We start from the raw sequence: 19,691 nt of genomic DNA, 5'->3' as shown, positions 1-19,691 counted from the left end.
GGATGCCTTGTCTTCTCAGCAGCCTTCGCTGCAATGCGGCATCCGATGGCTCCATATTAGGTATTTCCCTGATATGAATAAAGATTGCCCCCGACAATGATTAGTTGTAGTTTTAACAATAAATAACCCACTTCTCGTAAAAGTTCGCGGGCAAGACTGGAGACTATGTCATGGACCGGCTGCAATCGATGCGCGTCTTTTCCAAAGTGGTCGAGCTGGGCAGCTTTGCTCGTGCAGCGCAACAACTGGAAATGTCCAATGCGGTGGTGACGCGTTATGTGGCCGACCTGGAGAGCCACCTGGGCACCCGGCTGCTCAATCGCACTACCCGCAGCCTGTCGCTGACCGACGCCGGCGAAACCTACCTGCAGCGTTGCCAGCAGATCCTGGAAGACGTGGAGGAGGCCGAATCGGTAGTGACGGCGCGCAGCCAGTCGCTCTCGGGCACACTGCGGCTGGTGGCGCCGGTGATGTTCGGCCTGCACCTGCTCCCGGCCACGCTGGCGCGTTTTCAGGCCCTGTACCCCGAAGTGGTGTTCGATGTGCTCTTATCGGACCGTATCGTCGATATCGTGGAAGAGGGCCGCGACGTAGGCGTGGTGTTGTCTGACCTGGGGTTGGGCTCGCACCTGGTGGCGCGCCCGCTGATCTCGGCAGAGATCATCCTGTGCGCCTCGCCAGGCTATCTGCGCCAGCACCCGCCGCTGCGCCACGCGCACGAACTGGCCAACCACCGCTGTATCGCGATGCGGATTCCCACCGCGGAGCATGAATGGACGCTGTCGGGGCCGGAGGGCGAGGTGACGGTGCCGATCCGGCCTGGCCTGCTGTGCAGCAATGCCGAGCTGGCGCACCAGGCGGCGCTGGCCGATATGGGGGTGGCGATGCTGTCTGCCTATCTGGCGCGGCCGAATATCGAATCAGGGCGGTTGACGCACATCCTCCAGCAATACCGACTGCCTCGGCGCGATGTCAGCGTGGTCTATCCCAGCCGCAAGTTCCTGCCGACCAAGGTCCGCGCCTTTATCGACTTCCTGCTGGAAGAAGGCAAGATCCGCGGCAACGATCAGTAAAGGATCGAGACTGGCGCAAGGACAGGATTCGCGGAACCGGCGCGAAGCCGGTTCCGCGGCGGCTCACTCCTCGGCGTCGGCGGTGGCCTCGCCGCCGGCGCGCGACTTGCCGGTAGCACGCTTGGCCGCCGGCGCCTTGGCTGCGGCCTTCTTGGCTGCGGGCGCCTTCTTCACGGCAGCCGCCTTCTTGGCTGGTGCCTTGGCCTTGCTCGCCGTTTCAGCGTCCTGAACGTCCTCGCCGCCCGCCTTGGCGGAAGCGGTCTTGGCAGCCGTCTTCGCACCTGCCTTGGGCTCGCGGGCTTCGAACTCGAAGCCGATCTTGCCATCAGGCTGCTTGACCAGGAAGGCCTTGAAATTGCGCCCGGTGCGCGATGACTTGAATCCCGTCAGCAAATCCGTGCGTCCCGCGCCCAGCAGCTTGCCGATCTGCTCGCGCGAGATCTCCTGCTGCAGGATGATCTTGCCAGTCGTGAAGTCGCAAGACTTGGGACTGGCAACCGAGTTCTCGCACACGTACTTCATGCCATGCTCGAACACCGAGCCACTGCACTTGGGACAGGTGCCAACCGGTTCCTGGCCGCTGAAATCGACCGGCTCGCCATCGTTATCGTCGTCGTTCTGGCCGAAGTCGAATTCCATCTTGTAATGGCCTTCGTCGTCCTTGCCCAGCTTCAGGATGGCGGCGAAGGGCCGGCCCATCTTGCTGCGGAAGCCTTGCAGCGGACCGATTTCCTTCTTCAGCAGCAGCTCTTCGACCTCGTCGATCTCGAACTGGCGGCCGCCCGGGATCTTGCTGATCGAGAACTCGCAAGCGGTGCAGGCAAAGCGGCGGTAGTTCTCCTTGACCTGGCTGCCGCACTGCGGGCACGGCGTGGCCAGCGTGGCGTAGTCGCCCGGGATGGTGTCGCTGTCGTACTCCTTGGCGCGCTTGACAATCTGCTGCGTCATCTGCGCGATCTCGCGCATGAACTCGTCGCGCTTGAGGCCGCCGCGCTCGATCTGCGACAGCTTGTGCTCCCATTCACCGGTCAGCTCAGCCTGGGTCAGTTCGAGCACGCCCAGGCCTCGCAGCAGCGTCATCAGCTGGAAGGCCTTGGCGGTGGGGATCAGTTCGCGGCCCTCGCGCACCAGGTATTTCTCGGCGAGCAGGCCTTCGATGATGGCCGCGCGCGTGGCTGGCGTGCCCAGGCCCTTGCCGGCCATGGCCTCGCGCAGCGCGTCGTCGTCCACCAGCTTGCCTGCGCCTTCCATGGCGGAGAGCAGCGTGGCTTCGTTGTATCGCGCCGGCGGCTTGGTGGTCAGGCCAAAGCTGTCGACCTTGTCGACCTTGACGCGCTCGTCCTTGGCCACCGCCACCAGGTTGGCGTCGTCGCCTTGGGCTTCGCGGCCATAGACCACCAGCCAGCCCGGATTGACCAGGACCTTGCCCTCGGTCTTGAAATGATGGCCGGCCACTTCGGTAATCCGCGTGGTGACCTGGAACTCGGCCGCCGGGAAGAACACCGCCAGGAAGCGGCGCACCACCAGGTCATACAGCTTCTGCTCCGGCTCCGAGAGGTTCTTCGGGGCCTGCAGCGTCGGGATGATAGCGAAGTGATCGCTGATCTTGCTGTTGTCGAAGATCTTCTTGTTCGGCTTGACCCAGCCGCTCGCCAGCACCTTCTTGGCATGCGGCAGGTAGTTGGGCGAGCTCTCGGCAAGCATGTCCATGGTCTGCTTGACCGTGTCCATGTAGTCCTCTGGCAGCGCGCGCGCGTCGGTACGCGGGTAGGTCAGCACCTTGTGCTTTTCGTACAGCGCCTGCGCCAGGCCAAGCGTGTTCTTGGCCGAGAAACCGAAACGCGAGTTGGCCTCGCGCTGCAGCGTGGTCAGGTCGAACAGCGCCGGCGACTGCTGCGTGGAAGGCTTGGACTCTTCGGTGACGGTGCCGGTCTTGTCACGGCAGGCCGCCACGATGCTCTTGGCTTCGGCCTCGCTCCACAGGCGCGACTCGCGCGCCTCGGGATCGAACTCGTTCTTCTTGAACTTGGGATCGAACCAGCGCCCTTCGTACAGGCCGGCGGCGGCGATGAACTCGGCGCGCACTTCCCAGTAATCGCGCGGGACAAACTTCTTGATCTTCTCCTCGCGCTCCACCACGATCGACAGGGTAGGGGTCTGCACCCGGCCAACTGTGGTCAGGAAGAAGCCGCCGCCCTTGCTGTTGAAGGCGGTCATGGCGCGCGTGCCGTTGATACCCACCAGCCAGTCGGCCTCGGAGCGGCAGCGCGCGGCATCGGCCAGCGGCATCATGTCGGCGTCGTCGCGCAGGCGCGCGAAGCCGTCGCGGATTGCCTGCGGCGTCATCGACTGCAGCCACAGGCGCTGCACCGGCTGCTTGGCCTTGGCATGCTGCTGGATCAGGCGGAAGATCAGCTCCCCTTCGCGCCCCGCGTCGCAGGCGTTGACCAGGGCGGTGACATCCTTGCGCTTGATCAGGCGATTGAGCACCTTCAGGCGCGATTCGGTCTTGGCGATCGGGCGCAAATCGAAGTGCGGGGGAATCACCGGCAGGTTGGCGAAGCTCCACTTGCCTCGCTTGACCTCGTATTCGTCCGGGGCGGCAATCTCAACCAGGTGGCCGACGGCCGACGAAAGTACGTAATCATCACTTTCGAAGTATTCGTCATGCTTGGTAAAGCCCCCGAGGGCACGGGCTATATCGGCAGCAACCGATGGCTTTTCCGCGATGATGAGGGCTTTTGACATGGATCGGGTCCTTGCTGGCCGCACTCTGGCGGCCTGCGAATTATTGCCACTAAGGGCTCTGCACTATATGTAAACAGCGAGCTCGGGGCTTTGAGGCGCCAATAATAAGCGCGGTTCCGACGGCGGTGCAAGCAAGCACGCCGCCGGCGCCTTCGTCAAACAGCCGTTGCCAGCATGCGGGCCAGGCCCGGTGCGGTTGCTGTCGGTTCTTTTTTCAATGCGAATCCAGGCCGTCGCCGGCACCCTGCGCCAGCCAGTCCAGCACTTCCGGCACCTCGGCCCCGGCCGCCACCGGCATGGCGGCGCCGCGCGCCAGCATACGCTCAAGCACCTCGATATGCGGCAACAGCGTACCGTAGAACTGCGGCCGGCCCCCTGCGGCCGGCTGCACCAGCACCGTGGGAAAGTTGTCGATGTCGAGGTCGCCCAGCCGGTCGGCATGGGTTTCGATATCGATCCACACGAAGCAATCGCCGGAAAAGCGCGCCGCCAGGGATGTGAACGCCTCCTGGTAGGTCTCGCAGGTGCCGCACCAGGCCGCGCACAGGCACGCGACCAGGCGGCCTTGCGGACGCGCTGCCAGCGCCTGGGCGATCGCGCCCGGGTCCTGCTCCGGAAAGTAAACGGTCATGGCGGGATAAACATGAGCCTTTTCAGGCACGGGAAATCGTTTGATTGTAGCGGTCGCGGGGAAAACCGTGCTTCGACCGGCCTTGCGGCACCCACTAGCTTACCCGGCGATAGAAATTGCCCGGCAGCCGCTCCACGGCGCCCGCCAGTTCCAGGTTCAGCAGGACGGCTGCCACCTGCTCGGGTGGCAGGGCGGTGCGGGCGCACAGTGCATCGAGCGTGACGGGATCGTGGGTAAGCGTGAGGCCGAGGACATCGTCCAGTGCCGGCATCGGCGCAGGCAACACGGTCCGGACACCGGCGCCGCCCCAACCGAGTTCCTCCAGCACATCGTGCGCGGTTTCCACCAGCTTGGCGCCCTGGCGTATCAGCAGGTGGCAGCCCTTGGACAGCGGCGCATGGATCGAGCCGGGAATGGCGTAGACCTCGCGCCCTATTTCGGCGGCCAGCCGCGCCGTGATCAGCGACCCCGAGCGCGCCGCCGCCTCCACCACCAGCACGCCGCGCGCCAGCGCCGCGATGATGCGGTTGCGCTGGGGGAAATGATGACTGCGCCCCGGCGCGCCGAGCGGAAACTCGCTGACGATGGCGCCATGGGTGGCAATGCGGTGGGCCAGCTCGCGATGGCGGGCGGGATAGACCAGGTCGGCACCCGTGCCGATCACCGCCACGGTGCCGCCGATGCCCGCCAGCGCGCCGTCATGGGCAGCGCCATCGATCCCCAGCGCCAGCCCCGACACCACGGCCAGCCCGGCATCGGACAGCACGCGGGCGAAGCGCCGCGCATCTTCCACGCCCTGCACCGTGGCGCTGCGCGCACCGACCATGGCGACGGCCGGAGCGCCAAGCGCGTCCAGCCGGCCTTTGATGTACAGCACCAGCGGGGGGTCGGAAAGGTCCAGCAAGGGGCGGGGATAGGCTGCGTCGGCCAGCGTCACCACATGGTTGCCGGGCTCGGCGGCCCAGGCCACGGTACGCTCGACCAGCGCCATGGTGGTAGCGTCGGGCGGGGCCAGCAAGGCGCTCGCTTGCTTCTCGGGGATGACCGCCGCCAGCGCGCTGACGCTCTGCGCCAGCAGTTGCCGCGGCAGCCCGAAGACGGCCAGCAACTGGCGCAGGGCGCCCGTACCGAGGCCGCGCGCGCCCGTCAGCCGCAGCCACGCCTCGATGTCCGCGGCGTCGCGCGTGGTGGCCGGCGCCTGCACCGGACCGGCGCAGGCTGCTGCTGGCCTGGTCAACGTGGCGAGGTCACGCGGTCGCCAACCTCGATCGCGTTCGTGGCATCGGTGACCAGGGCATAGGCCACACCGGGGAACACCCGGAACACGAAGGCCAGGCCGTAGCGCTCGTCGGGCAGCAGGATGGGGCGATTGCCGTCGGTACGATCGGGCACCAACTGGCCGGCGCGGGAAAGCGCAACCACGTGGCCTGGCTCAAGGCCCGCGGTGGTGCCGAGGTTGAGCACCACCACCTGCTTGGCGCCGCCAAACTGCACGCCGCCATAGACCGCCGCGATGCGGCCATCGAGCGCGACTTCCGGGGCGCGGGGCACATAGCGCACCGGCTCGCGCGCGGGCTGGGGCATCAGCAAGGTGCCGGTGCCCATCTCCTGCTGCGCCTGTGTCACCTTGATGGTGGTCACCGCGTCGAAGCCTTCCGGATGGCGCGACACGCGGACATTGCCCTGGTATTCGGCCTCGTAGCCCAGCACAACACCGCTGACGGGGTCCTTGATCGGCTTGACCGGCTTGAAGGCCTGCCAGTCGCTGCCGATCACCGCCTCGGGCGGGGCGATGCCGCGCGCATAGGCGATGTCGCCCATGGCCAGGTAGACCCGCGACTCGGGCAGGGCGAAGATGCGCGCCGAGGTCTCCAGCGTGCCTTGGTCCACCACCAGCGGGCGGATCAGGAAGGACTCGATGTCCTTGGCGGGAATGCTGGCGATGGCGCCTTCCGGGCCACCCTCGCCGCGCACGCCCGGCGTGAGGCGCACCGTGCCGCCGGCGTCCGGGCTGGTCGAGAGCCAGGCGCGTCCGTCGCGCTGAATCAGGTACAGGACCTGGCCGGGATAGATCAGGTGAGGATTGTGGATCTGCTGCCGGTTCATGCCCCACAGCTCGGGCCAGCGCCAGGGCTGGCGCAGGAAGCGGCCCGATATGCCCCAGAGCGTGTCGCCACCGCGCACCACGTACTGCTGTGGCGCGTCCGGTGCCAGGTCGGTGGCGGGTATGCCTTGCTGCCCGGTGACAGTGGCCTGGGCCAGCTGGGCAGGGGTGACGGTAAGCTCAGCGGCATGGACTGGCGCCCCGGCGGCGGCAGTGATGCCAGCCGCACACAACATCAATCGGGCAAACGCGTGCAGCCTGCGGCCCGGCGCCGCCTGGTGTTCTTTGGTAAGATCGCGCATTTTCTCGAACCGGCTGGCAGAACAGCCGGATTGACCCTGGAGAGCGTGCCTGTTGCGGCGCGCCTTGAATTTTTGTACTTGCGCCCCGATTCTGCATGTAAACACCCGTAGCCGCAACGCGCGGGTCACATGTGTGAGCGGCAGGCGTTGCGCCCCAGCATCATGGCTAAACTCGATATCCTGACCTACCCCGATCCCCGCCTGCATACCGTGGCAAAACCGGTTGCCGTGGTGGACGACCGCATCCGCAAGCTGGTGCAGGACATGGCCGAGACCATGTACGAAGCACCGGGCATCGGCCTGGCCGCAACCCAGGTGGACGTGCACGAGCAGGTGGTGGTGATCGACATCTCCGAAACCCGCGACGCGCTGCAAGTCTTCATCAACCCGGAAATCGTCTGGTCCAGCGAGACCCGCAAGGTATCGGAAGAGGGCTGCCTGTCGGTGCCCGAGGTCTACGACCGCGTGGAACGCCCGGACCATGTGCGCGTGCGAGCCCTCAACGAAAAGGGCGAGAGCTTCGAGATCGAAGCCGACGATCTGCTGGCCGTGTGTATCCAGCACGAGATGGATCACCTCAAGGGCAAGGYCTTCGTCGAGTACCTGTCACCGCTCAAGCTTCAGCGTATCAAGTCCAAGCTGGTCAAGCTGCACAAGCGCGAACGCACCCGCATGTAAGGTAGCCGCGCCCGGACGCCCCGGCACCGGTCTGCTATCGTATTGCCTTCCCGATGAATCAAGTTGCCGGCCGCTGATGCGGCCGGTGCCGCTTTATGCCGGAGCGCGCCATGTCCCAAGCCGCAAGCCCAACCCAAGCGCTGCGCGTAGCCTTTGCCGGCACGCCCGAATTCGCCCGCGTGGCGCTCCAGGCCATCCATGAGGCCGGCTTCCCCGTCGTGGCCGTGCTCAGCCAGCCCGACCGCCCGGCGGGCCGCGGCATGCAGCTGCAGGCCAGCCCCGTCAAGCAGTACGCGCTGGAGCATGGTCTGGGCCCGGTGCTGCAGCCGCGGTCCCTGCGCCGCAACGGTAAGTACCCGGAGGAAGCCGGCGCCGCGGTGGATACGCTGGCGCAGCTTGCGCCGGACGTCATGGTAGTGGCCGCCTACGGCCTGATCCTGCCAGCCGAGGTGCTGGCGTTGCCGCGCCACGGCTGCCTCAATATCCATGCCTCGCTGCTGCCGCGCTGGCGCGGCGCGGCGCCCATCCATCGCGCCATCGAGGCCGGCGACGCGCAAACCGGCATCACGCTGATGCAGATGGACGAAGGCCTGGATACCGGCGCGATGATCCAGGGCGAAACGGTGCCGATCGGGCCCGACGACACCACCGGCACGCTGCACGACACGCTGGCCGCGCTGGGCGGCCGCATGGTGGTGGACGCGCTGCGCCGGCTCGCCGCTGGCCAGCCGCTGCCCGGCACGCCGCAGCCTGCCGAGGGCGTCACCTATGCCGAAAAGATCGCCAAGGAAGAAGCGCCGCTGGACCTGCGCCGCCCGGCCACGGCACTGGCCAGCCAGGTGCGCGCCTTCAATCCCTTCCCAGGCGCCACCGTGCAGGTCGGCCAGACCGTCATCAAGTGCTGGCAGGCCCAGGCGACGGAGGCCGTGCCCGGTCTGCGGCAGGCGCCGGGCACAGTGCTGGCCGCGGATGCCGACGGCGTGGTGATCGCCTGCGGTGAGGGCGCGCTGCGCGTGGCCGAGCTGCAGAAGCCGGGCGGCCGCAGGCTGCCGGCCCAGCAGTTCCTGCAGGGCATGCCGCTGCCGGCTGGCACCCGCTGCGCCGTGCCGGAAGGCACGGCATAACCGGCGCCTGCCCGCCATTGCCAATCCAGCAGCCAGGAATCCCATGCTCGGTATTACTGACTTCCCCCTGTTCGTCGGCGCTGTGTTGCTGCTCAATGTGACACCCGGACCGGACACCGCCTACATCGTCGGGCGCAGCGTGGCGCAGGGCAGGGCGGCGGGCGTGGTCTCGGCGCTCGGCGTCAGCGCCGGCTGCTGCGTGCACTCGCTGGCCATCGCCTTTGGCCTGACCGCCCTGCTGGCGGCGTCGGCCACTGCCTTTACCGTGATCAAGTTTGCCGGCGCGGCCTATCTGGTGTGGCTGGGGCTGCGCCTCATCTGGCAGCAATCGGCGCCCCGGGAGGCAAGCGCGGCCCCCGCCGCGCAACCGGGTACGCACGGCCTGCGCGCCTTGTTCATGCAGGGCTTCCTGACCAATGTGCTGAATCCGAAGGTGATCCTGTTCTTCATTTCCTTCTTTCCGCAGTTCGTCGACCGTCATGCCGGACATCAGGCCCTGGCATTCCTGGCACTGGGCGGCGTCATGGTGCTGATGTCGACGCTTTGGAACGGCCTGGTCGCATGGATGGCGGGCACCCTGACCCGCCGCGCTAGCGAGGCGCCCCGGCTAAAGTGCTGGCTGGATCGCATTGTTGGCGCCGCGTTCATCGGGCTGGGTGTCCGCCTGGCGCTGGCTCAGCGCTGAGCCCCCGCTGGCGGACAAACGGCCGAAGGCGTCGCTAACTGTGGTATTGCTCTATTTTTAGGCACCCCACGGTTGAATTTCCGCCCAGGGGTACCATCTAATCATCACCGCGTCGCGCTTCGCAGGCCTGGCCAGCCCGGCCACCGGGTGCGCGCGCGAGGATGATTTTTTCGGAGATCACGACAATGTTCAACTGGGTCAAGACCTTCATGCTGATGGCAGYCATCACGGCGCTGTTCATCGTCATCGGCGGCATGATCGGCGGCCGCAGCGGCATGATGTTCGCGCTGATCATGGCGCTGGGCATGAACTTCTTCTCTTACTGGTTCTCGGACAAGATGGTCCTGCGCATGTACAACGCGCAGGAAGTCGACGCGAGCACGGCGCCGCAGTTCTATGGCATGGTGCAGGAGCTGGCGCAGCGCGCCCAGTTGCCGATGCCGCGCGTGTACCTGATCAACGAGGACGCGCCCAATGCCTTTGCCACCGGCCGTAATCCTGAGCATGCGGCCGTCGCCGCCACCACCGGCATCCTGCGCGTGCTGTCGGAGCGCGAGCTGCGCGGCGTGATGGCGCACGAGCTGGCCCACGTGCAGCACCGCGACATCCTGATCTCGACCATTGCCGCCACCATGGCCGGCGCGATTGCCGCACTGGCCAACTTCGCCATGTTCTTCGGCGGGCGCGACGAGAACGGCAACCGCTCCAATCCCATCGCCAGCATCGCCGTGGCAATCCTGGCGCCGCTGGCGGCCTCGCTGATCCAGATGGCGATCTCGCGCGCCCGCGAGTTCGAGGCCGACCGTGGCGGCGCCACGATCAGCGGCGATCCTCAGGCGCTGGCGATGGCGCTCGACAAGATCCACCGCTATGCCCAGGRCATTCCCTTCCAGACCGCGGAAGCGCACCCCGCGACCGCGCAGATGATGATCATGAACCCGCTCTCGGGCAGCGGCATCGCCAACCTGTTCTCGACCCACCCGGCCACCGAGGAGCGCGTGGCACGGCTGATGCAGATGGCCCAGACCGGCGTCTACCCGGTTTAGGGTCGGTTCAAGCCGTCCCGTTGCTCCAGGCGCCGGCCAGCCGGGCGCAAAAAAGCCGGCCCTGGGCACATACAGGGTAAACTGCCCGCCGTGCTTCCCTTCGAAGCGGCGGGCAGTGTTTTTTCCGGCCCCGCCCGGCCTTGCCGCCAGTCCACGCCGCTTGCGGCTTGCCTTTGCCACCCCGCGTTACCGTCTCACTGCCTCACTGTCATGCGCCTGCCACACGAATCACTCGCCTTCCAGATGCTCGCCGCCGCGGCCGCCGTACGCGGCGTCAACGAAGGCAGCGCGCTGCCGCTGGCCATCGACAACGCCGCCGCGCAATACCGCCTGGACCGCGTGCGCGACGCGGCCACGCGCGGCGCCTTGCAGGACCTGGCTTACCGTACCATGCGCCAGTTCGGCACGGCGCGCGCGCTGGTCACCAAACTGGTGACCCGGCCGCCCGGCGCGCTGGTGGATTCGCTGCTGGCGGTGGCCCTGGCGCTGCTGGTCGAGGATGAGCAGGGTGAGGGCGGCTATACGGAGTTCACCGTGGTGGACCAGGCCGTCAGCGCCGCCGCCTCCGAGCCCAAGACGGCTCATGCGCGCGGGCTGGTGAACGCCGTGCTGCGCCGTTTCCTGCGCGAGCGCAAGGCGCTGYTGGCCGAAGTGCGCCAGGACGACGAGGCGCGCTGGAACCTGCCCGCATGGTGGCTGGACGCGCTGCGCAAGGCTTACCCGGACCAGTGGACCGCGCTGGCCGAAAGCGCCAACGTGCGTCCGCCCATGACCCTGCGCGTCAATACCGCGCGGGTCACGGTCGCCGAGTATCTCAAGCGCGTGGCCAACGCCGGCATGGCTGGCGTGGCCATCGGTCCGCAGGCGGTCAGGCTGGTGCGCGCGTTTCCCGTGTCGCAGATCCCCGGCTTTGCCGAGGGAGACGTTTCGGTGCAGGACGCAGGCGCGCAACTGGCCGCGCCGCTGCTGGACCTTGCCGACGGTCAGCGCGTGCTCGATGCCTGCGCAGCGCCCGGCGGCAAGACCGGCCACATCCTGGAATTGGCCAAGGTCGAGGTGACGGCGCTCGAGAGCGATGGCCAGCGTGCCACGCGCATCGACGAGAACCTCGCGCGCCTGGGTCAGCAAGCCACCGTGGTAGTGGGCGACGCGAGCCGCCCGCAGGACTGGTGGGATAACCGCCAATACGATCGCATCCTCGCCGACGTGCCTTGTTCCGCTTCGGGCATCGTGCGCCGCCATCCGGATATCCGCTGGCTGCGCCGCGAGGTGGACATTCCCCGCCTGGTGACCGAGCAACGGCGCATCGTGTCGCAGCTCTGGAGCCTGCTCAAGCCGGGCGGCATCCTGGTTTATGTCACCTGTTCTATTTTCCCAACGGAGGGGGAAGAGCAGGCGCGCTGGTTTGGTGCACAGCTACCAGATGCGATACGATTGCAGGCACCCGGCCAGATGCTGCCTGGCAACAAGGACCAGGTGGCCGGCGGCGGCAATGCCAGCCAGGAAGGCCTGCCCACCGACCACGATGGCTTCTTCTACGCCCGCTTCCAGAAACGACCCTGACCGATCCGTATCGATCCCAATGCCGAGCCCGCTTCGCTTGTTCGTCCTTCGCGTCCCTGACGACAGTGCGTACGTGCCCGTGGCGGCAGGTAGTGCAATAGTCGGCGCCGCGCGCAAGGCGCGTACCTGGCTGGCAGCCTGGCGGCTTGCGTCGGCGATCATGCTGTGCGTGCTGATGGCACTGATGGTGTTGTCGGGAGCGGCGCGCGCCGATGGCATCGAAGTCAACGAAGCGCGCATCGAGTACCAGGACGGCGGCTTCGATCTTGCCGCGAGCTTCGATTTCGAATTGCCGCCACCGCTCGAAGACGCGCTGAACAAAGGTATCTCTCTGTATTTCGTGGTCGATTTCCAGCTCACCCGTCCGCGCTGGTACTGGTTCGATGAAAAACCGGTCAATGCCAGCCGCAGCGTGCGGCTGTCCTACCATCCGCTCACGCGGCAGTACCGCGTTTCCACCGGCGGCCTGCAGCTGCCGTTCATGCGGCTAAAGGGCGCGCTGCAATTCATCCAGCGCGTGCGTGGCTGGCGCGTGTTCGAGCGCAATATGGTCAAGCCGGGCGAGACCTACCAGGCCGAAACGCGCATGCGCCTGGACCTGACGCAACTGCCCAAGCCGTTCCAGATCAACGCCGTCAATACGCGCGAATGGAACCTGGCATCGGAATGGCGCCGCTTTAATTTCACTGTACCCACCGAGTTCCCGCAGCCCCCCGCGCCCACGCCACCGCCGGTGTTGCCAGTACCGGTGCCGCCCCCCGTGCCAGGACCGGCATCCGCCGCGTCCGCGGCAGTGGCCGGCGAAACGCGCGCGGTACCGTTCGCGCAGACCGTATCGACCGTGCTCTCCCCCAATACCCTGGTGCAGCCGGCCGCGGGCCAGCCATGAGCACCGCCCCCAGCCTTTGGGACAGCCGTTTCCGGCGCGTGCTTTACCGCGTCGTGGCCGGCATCATCGTGTTCCTGGCACTGGTGCTGGTAGCGCTGCTGGCAGGCGCCTCGGCCAATACGGAATTCTTCGACCGGTATTTCACGCTGCTGTTCAAGATCAACCTGGTGATCGGCATCCTGCTGGTGCTGATCATCGGGGCGCTGGCGCTGACCTTGTGGCTGCGCTACCGCCGCGGCAAGTTCGGCACGCGGCTGATGACCAAGCTCGCGGTGTTCTTCGGCGTGGTGGGCGTGCTGCCCGGCGTGCTGATCTACCTGGTGTCGCTGCAGTTCGTCTCGCGCAGCATCGAGTCCTGGTTCGATGTGCGCGTGGAAACCGCGCTCGAGGCCGGCCTGAATCTTGGACGCTCGACCATCGACAGTTCGCTGTCCGACCTGCAAGGCAAGGCGCGGCTGATGGCCGACCAGATCGCCAGCTCGTCGAATGTCGCCACCTCGCTGCAGCTCAACCGGTTGCGCGAGCAATACGGCGTGCAGGAAGCCGCCATCTTTACCGGCAGCGGCCGTGTGATCGCCACCGCCTCGAGCAACTATGCCTCGCTGGTGCCCGACCTGCCTTCCGGCGTGCTGGCCGAGCAGGCGCGGCTGGCCGGCGGCTACGCCGCGGTGGAGGGTGGCTCCGATCCGGTGGTGGACGGCCGCCACAAGCCCGAACGAACCGATGGCGGCCACTTGTACCGGCTGCGCGTCATTGTGCCGCTTGGCCCCGCGCCCACCGCGCAGACCAATGCGCAAACCCTCGCGGAAAGCGCCAGCGGCCCGGCGGCAAAGCAGCCCCTGAATGCAGCCAGCCGCTGGGCGGGCTCGGGGCTGGCCGTGGAACGCCGCCCGGAAGACGCGGCTTCTTCCGGCTTCGGGCTGGTGGGCGACACGGTGCGCGAGGAACGCTATCTGCAAGTCGTGCATCCGGTGCCGGCGGCGTTGGCGCGCAATGCCGACGAAGTCCAGCGGGYCTACCAGGAGTACCAGGAGAAGGCGCTTGGCCGTACCGGCCTGCGCAAGATGTATATCGGCACGCTCACGCTCACGCTGTTCCTGGCGGTGTTCATTGCCGTGATGCTGGCGCTGCTGCTCGGCGGCCAGCTGGCGCGGCCGCTGCTGATGCTGTTGCAAGGGACCAAGGAAGTGGCAGAGGGCGATCTCTCGCCCAAGCGCGAACTCAAGAGCCGTGACGAGCTCGGCATGCTGACACAGCAGTTCAACATGATGACGCGCCAGCTCTCGGAAGCGCGCATCGCGGTGGAACAGAACCGCAGCGCGCTCGAAAAATCGACGGCGTATCTCGAAAGCGTGCTGCAGAACCTCACCGCCGGCGTGTTTGTGTTCGACCGCCGCTTCGTCCTGATCACCGCCAATCCCGGCGCCGAGCGCATTTTCCGCCAGCCCTTCGCCGGCGCGCTGGGACAGCCCATCGACAGCATCCCGGTGCTCGGCGCATTCGGCGACATCGTGCGGCAGGCCTTTTCGGAGCAGACCACCAGTGAAATGCTGGGTGGCGCGCAGCACTGGCAAAAGCAGATCGAACTGCCGCAGGGCGATGAGGAACAACCGCTCACGCTGCTGGTGCGCGGCGCGCGCCTGCCCGGCGGACGGGGCGACGAGCAAGGCGAGCCCGGCTACGTGGTGGTGTTCGACGATATCTCGGATGTGATTTCCGCTCAACGCTCCGTGGCCTGGGGCGAAGTGGCGCGGCGCCTTGCGCACGAGATCAAGAACCCGCTGACCCCGATCCAGCTCTCGGCCGAGCGCCTGCAGATGAAGCTCTCGCCAAAGCTGGAAGGCCACGACGTGGACGTGCTCAAGCGCGGCGCCACCACAATCGTCAACCAGGTGCAGGCCATGAAGCGCATGGTCGACGACTTCCGCGACTACGCGCGCACGCCGCCAGCGCTGCTGCAGTCACTGCAGATCAACGGCCTGGTGGCGGAAGTGCTGCACCTCTACGGCATCGACGACACCGGCCCCCACGAGCATGCGGTGATCCATCCGTCGCTGGCTGCCAGCCTGCCTGAAATCAAGGGCGATCCGACCCAGTTGCGCCAGGTGATTCACAACCTGCTGCAAAACGCGCAGGATGCCGTGTCGGACAACGTTTCGGCGGCCAGAATGGCGCCCCATATCGCTCTGCACACCGAGACTGTAGAATACAAAGATTCTRCCGGCGAAGACCGGCAGGCCGTCAAGCTCACCATTGCGGATAACGGTCCTGGTTTCGCCCCGCGCATCCTTAGTCGCGCGTTCGAACCGTATGTGACCACCAAGGCCAAGGGAACCGGCCTCGGGCTCGCAATGGTGAAGAAGATCATTGACGAACACGGCGCACGCATCGAGTTGCGCAATCGCATGGAGGGCACCGAGATCATCGGGGCACAGATCTCCATCCTGTTCGTTAAACTGGCATAGTCAATGTGCGGCCCCGAACCCGGCAAGCCGCGGTAGGGTCAAGAGGGGAAGTATGGCAACCATCCTCGTAGTCGACGACGAAATGGGTATCCGGGAGTTGCTCTCGGAAATCCTCAGCGACGAAGGCCATGTGGTCGAAGTGGCAGAAAACGCGCAGAAGGCGCGCGAGTACCGTGCCGGCAATACGCCGGATCTGGTGCTGCTTGACATCTGGATGCCCGATACCGACGGCGTCACGCTGCTCAAGGAGTGGTCGGCCCAGGGCCTGCTCTCCATGCCCGTCATCATGATGTCGGGGCACGCCACCATCGATACCGCGGTGGAGGCGACCAAGATTGGCGCGCTCAATTTCCTCGAGAAGCCTATTGCCTTGCAAAAGCTGCTGTCGGCGGTCGAGCAGGGCCTGGCACGCGGCGTCGAGCGGCCACGCGCAGGCGTGGCCGCCGGCACGGCATTGCCCGCGAACGGCAGTGGTGAAGGCATCGCGGCGGTAGTGGCGGAAAGCGCCGCGGAAAGCGCCAATGGCGCCCCGCAACGGCTACCCGAAGCGGAGATGCACTTCTCCTTCGATATGCCGCTGCGCGAGGCGCGCGACCTGTTTGAGCGCGCTTATTTCGAATACCACTTGCTGCGCGAACACGGCAGCATGACCCGCGTCGCCGAGAAAACCGGCCTCGAACGTACCCACCTGTACCGCAAGCTCAAGCAACTCGGCGTGGAACTCGGCCGCAATAAGCCGGAGCCAGCAGAACAATGATGCGGTGATGCGCGCAGCGCTTGACTGATTCAAAATGCGCTGCTATGATTTCGCTTCTTTGGCCCGGTAGCTCAGTCGGTAGAGCAGAGGATTGAAAATCCTTGTGTCGGCGGTTCGATTCCGTCCCAGGCCACCAGCATTACGAAAAAGCCCAAGATCTGAAAAGGTCTTGGGCTTTTTTCATTTGCCGGTGTTCATTTTTTACCGACGCATAAGATGCGATGCGCTTCGCCGTATTGGCATTCCCATGTGCCGCCGCACGGTGGCGAAGAAGGCCATGGGCGCGTTGTCTCCCTGCTCCGGCTGTCCTGTATGCCCACGCGCAAACGGGGGCATGGACGTCCTTTCCAGTCCTCGCATGGCTATCGCCAGACGCCCGCTACGCCCTTGCTTTGTCCACTGTCACCGCCTATTGTTTAGGCACAATTTCCTCGACCAATGCTATCGCACCCGCGATTATCGGCATTGCGCCAAATACCCCTGAATTCCGGCTTCCGCATTTCAGCCTGACCTCCGAATTTCATCATTGCACGCTTCGTATCCGTGCCGTGCGGGTAGCCATCTGGCAAAACACGCCGCGCATTCGATACCACCAGTTCATTCAAAACTAGCCGCGCGTGCATTGACGCCGGAAGACGAAAAACGAACACTGCGCGCTCCCGCGGCGAGGACTGATTCCATGTCCGAGGCGGTTTCCAGGCCATGCCAAGCAAACCCGATGCGCAAGCACCCCGACGATGTAATGACCGCTGAACCGCATGGACGCGCCGTACCCGTGCCTGCGAGCACACTGGCCAGGCGCCTGGTGGCCGAAGCCTTGGGCACAGCGTTGCTGGTTGCAGTGGTGGTGGGTTCCGGCATTCGCGCGCAGCAGCTGGCCGGTGGCAATGTCGCACTGGCATTGCTGGCGAATTCGCTGGCCACGGGGGGTGGGCTCATCGCGTTGCTGCTGGCGCTGGGACCGGTATCGGGCGGTCATTTCAACCCCGTGGTAAGCCTTTGTGCATTGGTACAGGGCACGCTGCCGGCACGCGATGCGTGGCGCTATGCGCTGGTACAGGCTGCTGGCGCCATCGCGGGCGTCATCTGCGCGCATGCGATGTTTGGCGAGCCGATGCTGGCCTGGTCGGCACAAAGCCGCACCGGGACATCGATGTGGTGGAGCGAGTTCGTGGCCACCTTCGGCCTGATCAGCGTGGCCACCGGTACCGGACGCAGCCGGCCCGGCCTGGTTCCGTTCGCCGTGGCGGCCTATATCACGGCTGGCTACTGGTTCACAGCATCAACCTCTTTTGCCAACCCGGCACTCACCATTGCCTGTGCGTTGACGGCAACCTTCACAGGTATCCGTGCCATCGATGTGCCCGGCTTCATGCTGGCGCAACTGGCGGGAGGGTTGAGCGCCACGCTGATCTTCCACTGGTTGCTGCGCGCGCCGGCAGCGCTGCCGGGCCGTTCACATGCGAAGCAAACGGCGGCATGGCCGACGCCTGGCCCGGCGGCCACTCCGGCCGCTACCAGCGCCGATTGAGCTGGACGCCGAAGATGGAGCCGGACGTTTGCGAGGCCCACGTATCCGCCGGCGAGGCGAACGCTATGCCATCCACGTCGCTGGCCTTGCTGTACGTGTAGAAAGCGCGCAGGTTGGCATTGCCGGCCGCCTTGCCAAGCGTGAAAGTCGGCGCCACGGTCAGGGCGGTGCGTTGCCCGCTCGCGCCAAAACCCGAGGAAATCTGGTCACGCGCCACCTCGAAGGTAAGCTTGAACTGCTCGCTGGCGATGTAGGCGGGACGCACGCGCGTGGCTATCCATTGCAGCGTTCCGACCGGCGAGCGGTCGAACTGCATGCTGGACTCGACCGAGCCTGCCAGGCCCAGGCCGGAGCGTTGCTTCCATTCCATCGATTCGGCCAGGCGTACTCGGGACAACGCAGGACCCATGCCTGTGTAGCCAGTCAGCGCATTACGGCTGCCTTCGCCAAACTGCATGCCGAAACGATTGGTCCCGGCGAGCACGCCCTGTTGCTCGTGCATGGCCGACACCCACCATGCGCTGCCGGTCTGCTGGATCAGCGGCTGCGCTTCCACCCGCGTATAGCCGAGTTGCACCGAGCCTTTCTCGTTGGTCGTGATGGGGGCGGTGCGCAGCGAATGGTAACTAGGCAGGTTGGCGCCATTGAGATCGTTGCGCGCGGTGTACTGGTAATTGAGCGCGATATCGCCAAAGCGTGCATTGTCCACGCCGAAGCGCATTGCCGGGGAGGTGGGCGGAAGCAGTCCCGAGGACATCAGGAAGGCCGAGGTCTCGCGCCGGCCAGCCCACATGGTGGCGCCGTCGAGTACCGACAGGCCACTGACCGAGGTATAGATCTGGGGCAGCAGGGCATACGGATCGACCGCTGCCGGGCGGCCATTGACCGAGGTGGCATCCGTCCCCTTGGCCTGCGCCACCAGTTGCACCTGGCCGCCGCCATCCAGGGCGAACAGCGATTCCTTGAGCTTGACCTCGCCCGTGCTGCGGCAGGCCAGCCCTCCGCCTACGCCGGTGGACAGCGTGCCGCCACCGGCGCAGGCACGCGTGGCCGTGTTGCGGTCGTCATAGGCAGCTCGTCCGCTGTAACCTAGCCGCCAGACCTGGTCGCCGGCCGGATCGTCGACCGGCAACTGCGAGACCAGGGCGAAGCCCTCGCTGGCTGGCGCCTCGGGGGCATCGCCGTCGACCGGCTCGGCCAGCTTCGGCGATGCTTCCGCGACGAACTGGCCCAGGCGCTTCGGAAAGAACACGACAGGAGGCGGCGGCGCCATCACGGGCTCTGGGGGCAAGGCAGGCTCGGGCGGTCCGGCGAGTTCCATGCCGTCGTCGGCCAGGCCTGCGTTGGCCCAGGTGGCCGGAAGCGGCGGGGCTGGCAGGGCGGCGTCCGCGGCACCGGCCTTGGGGGCGTCTGGTGCACCGGACTCGGAAGGATCGGCGGGAGCAGGGGCCGCAGCGGCGGCAACGGGCACGGAAGGCGCTTCCATGACCGCAGGCGCGGCGTCAGCCAGGCGTACTACCGCTGGGCTGGTCTCGGCACCACCAGCTGACTCGCGCGCAACCAAGGCTGCCAGCGGGTCTGTCTCCGGATCTACCTGTGGCGAGGGCCGGGGCTGTACCGCCACGGCCGGAGGTGCCACCAGCGCGTCCGATGCCGCCAGACCCGTGCCGGCCTGCGCACACGCGTTTATCCCCCAGGCGGCCAGCACGGCAACGGCGAGGCGGCGAGAGTGACGAGGCAGCGGGCGGCCCGATTCGGCCGGGACAACAGGCAACATAGGCAACACCAGTAAGGCGTGATTTTTTAACAGTCGCCCGATTGGACAGCAAGCGGGGTTACAAAATCCGCGGCAAAGGCGGCCTTTTCACCATATGGAACAGGGCGGAGGAACCACCCGGAAAGCAGCGCTTTCCTAGCGAAAACCCGGACTTTCGCGGTTCCCCGTGGCGAAAGGGCCACCGCTATAATCATCGGGCTTGTCCGACGGGTACGGACCGGCGCCCCCCGAGCCTGTTACAAAGGCATGCCAAGGTCATCCGCGGATCCTGGCATGCCTTTGTAACAGGCTCATTAATTGCGCAGCCGCCGTACCCCG

Annotated in this window: 15 protein-coding genes and 1 tRNA gene; 11 read left to right on the top strand and 5 right to left on the bottom strand. The window is 66.1% G+C overall.

The window, feature by feature from the left end; genetic code table 11:
• The first annotated feature begins 170 nt into the window (after positions 1-170).
• The gene (locus AC1DKD_RS03330; protein WP_045241972.1) at positions 171-1,073 is read left to right on the top strand and encodes a LysR family transcriptional regulator; all 903 of its coding nucleotides are present in this window, start codon (positions 171-173) and stop codon (positions 1,071-1,073) included.
• Between the two features lie 63 nt (positions 1,074-1,136).
• Here AC1DKD_RS03330 and AC1DKD_RS03325 read toward each other — a convergent pair whose 3' ends face one another.
• The 4 genes from AC1DKD_RS03325 to AC1DKD_RS03310 all read right to left on the bottom strand — a co-directional run bounded on the left by AC1DKD_RS03325 (position 1,137) and on the right by AC1DKD_RS03310 (position 6,858).
• Positions 1,137-3,821 (bottom strand): DNA topoisomerase III, encoded by a 2,685-nt coding sequence (locus AC1DKD_RS03325; RefSeq protein WP_441637268.1) that lies wholly within the window; start codon positions 3,819-3,821, stop codon positions 1,137-1,139.
• Between the two features lie 214 nt (positions 3,822-4,035).
• On the bottom strand, positions 4,036-4,452 hold the full coding sequence (locus AC1DKD_RS03320) for a thioredoxin family protein (protein WP_441637272.1): 417 nt from the start codon (positions 4,450-4,452) through the stop codon (positions 4,036-4,038).
• 94 nt (positions 4,453-4,546) lie between these two features.
• Entirely contained in the window at positions 4,547-5,689 is a 1,143-nt protein-coding gene (dprA, locus tag AC1DKD_RS03315) for a DNA-processing protein DprA (RefSeq protein WP_441637270.1), read from the bottom strand.
• The gene (locus AC1DKD_RS03310) at positions 5,686-6,858 is read right to left on the bottom strand and encodes a LysM peptidoglycan-binding domain-containing protein (protein ID WP_441637274.1); all 1,173 of its coding nucleotides are present in this window, start codon (positions 6,856-6,858) and stop codon (positions 5,686-5,688) included. The genes dprA and AC1DKD_RS03310 overlap by 4 nt, the downstream gene beginning before the upstream one ends.
• 162 nt (positions 6,859-7,020) lie before the next feature.
• On the opposite strand from AC1DKD_RS03310, the gene def reads away from it, so the two are divergent.
• The 10 genes from def to AC1DKD_RS03260 all read left to right on the top strand — a co-directional run bounded on the left by def (position 7,021) and on the right by AC1DKD_RS03260 (position 17,596).
• Positions 7,021-7,536 (top strand): peptide deformylase, encoded by a 516-nt coding sequence (gene def / locus AC1DKD_RS03305; protein ID WP_477142929.1) that lies wholly within the window; start codon positions 7,021-7,023, stop codon positions 7,534-7,536.
• Between the two features lie 110 nt (positions 7,537-7,646).
• Entirely contained in the window at positions 7,647-8,660 is a 1,014-nt protein-coding gene (gene fmt, locus AC1DKD_RS03300) for a methionyl-tRNA formyltransferase (protein ID WP_477103008.1), read from the top strand.
• Between the two features lie 43 nt (positions 8,661-8,703).
• The gene (locus tag AC1DKD_RS03295) at positions 8,704-9,345 is read left to right on the top strand and encodes a LysE family translocator (protein ID WP_441632551.1); all 642 of its coding nucleotides are present in this window, start codon (positions 8,704-8,706) and stop codon (positions 9,343-9,345) included.
• A 185-nt stretch (positions 9,346-9,530) separates the two neighbouring features.
• On the top strand, positions 9,531-10,391 hold the full coding sequence (htpX, locus tag AC1DKD_RS03290) for a zinc metalloprotease HtpX (protein WP_477142928.1): 861 nt from the start codon (positions 9,531-9,533) through the stop codon (positions 10,389-10,391).
• 210 nt (positions 10,392-10,601) lie between these two features.
• Positions 10,602-11,954 (top strand): 16S rRNA (cytosine(967)-C(5))-methyltransferase RsmB, encoded by a 1,353-nt coding sequence (gene rsmB / locus AC1DKD_RS03285; protein WP_035865621.1) that lies wholly within the window; start codon positions 10,602-10,604, stop codon positions 11,952-11,954.
• 19 nt (positions 11,955-11,973) lie between these two features.
• Positions 11,974-12,843 carry a DUF4390 domain-containing protein gene (locus AC1DKD_RS03280; protein WP_441632548.1) on the top strand — a complete coding sequence of 290 codons (870 nt, stop codon included), beginning with the start codon at positions 11,974-11,976 and terminating at the stop codon, positions 12,841-12,843.
• Positions 12,840-15,308: a sensor histidine kinase gene (locus tag AC1DKD_RS03275; RefSeq protein WP_477142927.1), complete on the top strand. Its 2,469-nt coding sequence runs from the start codon at positions 12,840-12,842 to the stop codon at positions 15,306-15,308. The genes AC1DKD_RS03280 and AC1DKD_RS03275 overlap by 4 nt, the downstream gene beginning before the upstream one ends.
• Before the next feature lie 52 nt (positions 15,309-15,360).
• A complete protein-coding gene (locus tag AC1DKD_RS03270) occupies positions 15,361-16,065 on the top strand; it encodes a response regulator (RefSeq protein WP_045241983.1) in 705 nt (234 codons plus the stop codon).
• Positions 16,066-16,125: 60 nt separating this feature from the next.
• Positions 16,126-16,201, top strand: a tRNA-Phe gene (locus AC1DKD_RS03265).
• A 606-nt stretch (positions 16,202-16,807) separates the two neighbouring features.
• Positions 16,808-17,596, top strand: coding sequence for an aquaporin (locus AC1DKD_RS03260; RefSeq protein WP_441632559.1), 789 nt, complete (start codon positions 16,808-16,810; stop codon positions 17,594-17,596).
• On the opposite strand, the gene AC1DKD_RS03255 is transcribed toward AC1DKD_RS03260, so the two are convergent.
• Positions 17,580-19,373 (bottom strand): carbohydrate porin, encoded by a 1,794-nt coding sequence (locus AC1DKD_RS03255; RefSeq protein ID WP_441632544.1) that lies wholly within the window; start codon positions 19,371-19,373, stop codon positions 17,580-17,582. The two genes, AC1DKD_RS03260 and AC1DKD_RS03255, sit on opposite strands and share 17 nt — an antisense overlap.
• Positions 19,374-19,691: the final 318 nt, after the last annotated feature.

The sequence above is a fragment of the Cupriavidus sp. 05T313 genome, assembly GCF_056396665.1.
Note: the sequence above shows the minus strand (reverse complement) of the source record. Positions and strands in the feature narration are given on the sequence as shown.

What these genes read in the sequence shown, in the direction of transcription:
- AC1DKD_RS03330 (WP_045241972.1), top strand. Translation starts at nt 171, where the DNA reads ATGGACCGGCTGCAATCGATGCGCGTCTTTTCCAAAGTGGTCGAGCTG.
- AC1DKD_RS03325 (WP_441637268.1), bottom strand. Translation starts at nt 3,821, where the DNA reads ATGTCAAAAGCCCTCATCATCGCGGAAAAGCCATCGGTTGCTGCCGAT.
- AC1DKD_RS03320 (WP_441637272.1), bottom strand. Translation starts at nt 4,452, where the DNA reads ATGACCGTTTACTTTCCGGAGCAGGACCCGGGCGCGATCGCCCAGGCG.
- AC1DKD_RS03310 (WP_441637274.1), bottom strand. Translation starts at nt 6,858, where the DNA reads ATGCGCGATCTTACCAAAGAACACCAGGCGGCGCCGGGCCGCAGGCTG.
- fmt (WP_477103008.1), top strand. Translation starts at nt 7,647, where the DNA reads ATGTCCCAAGCCGCAAGCCCAACCCAAGCGCTGCGCGTAGCCTTTGCC.
- AC1DKD_RS03295 (WP_441632551.1), top strand. Translation starts at nt 8,704, where the DNA reads ATGCTCGGTATTACTGACTTCCCCCTGTTCGTCGGCGCTGTGTTGCTG.
- AC1DKD_RS03280 (WP_441632548.1), top strand. Translation starts at nt 11,974, where the DNA reads ATGCCGAGCCCGCTTCGCTTGTTCGTCCTTCGCGTCCCTGACGACAGT.
- AC1DKD_RS03270 (WP_045241983.1), top strand. Translation starts at nt 15,361, where the DNA reads ATGGCAACCATCCTCGTAGTCGACGACGAAATGGGTATCCGGGAGTTG.
- AC1DKD_RS03260 (WP_441632559.1), top strand. Translation starts at nt 16,808, where the DNA reads ATGACCGCTGAACCGCATGGACGCGCCGTACCCGTGCCTGCGAGCACA.
- AC1DKD_RS03255 (WP_441632544.1), bottom strand. Translation starts at nt 19,373, where the DNA reads ATGTTGCCTGTTGTCCCGGCCGAATCGGGCCGCCCGCTGCCTCGTCAC.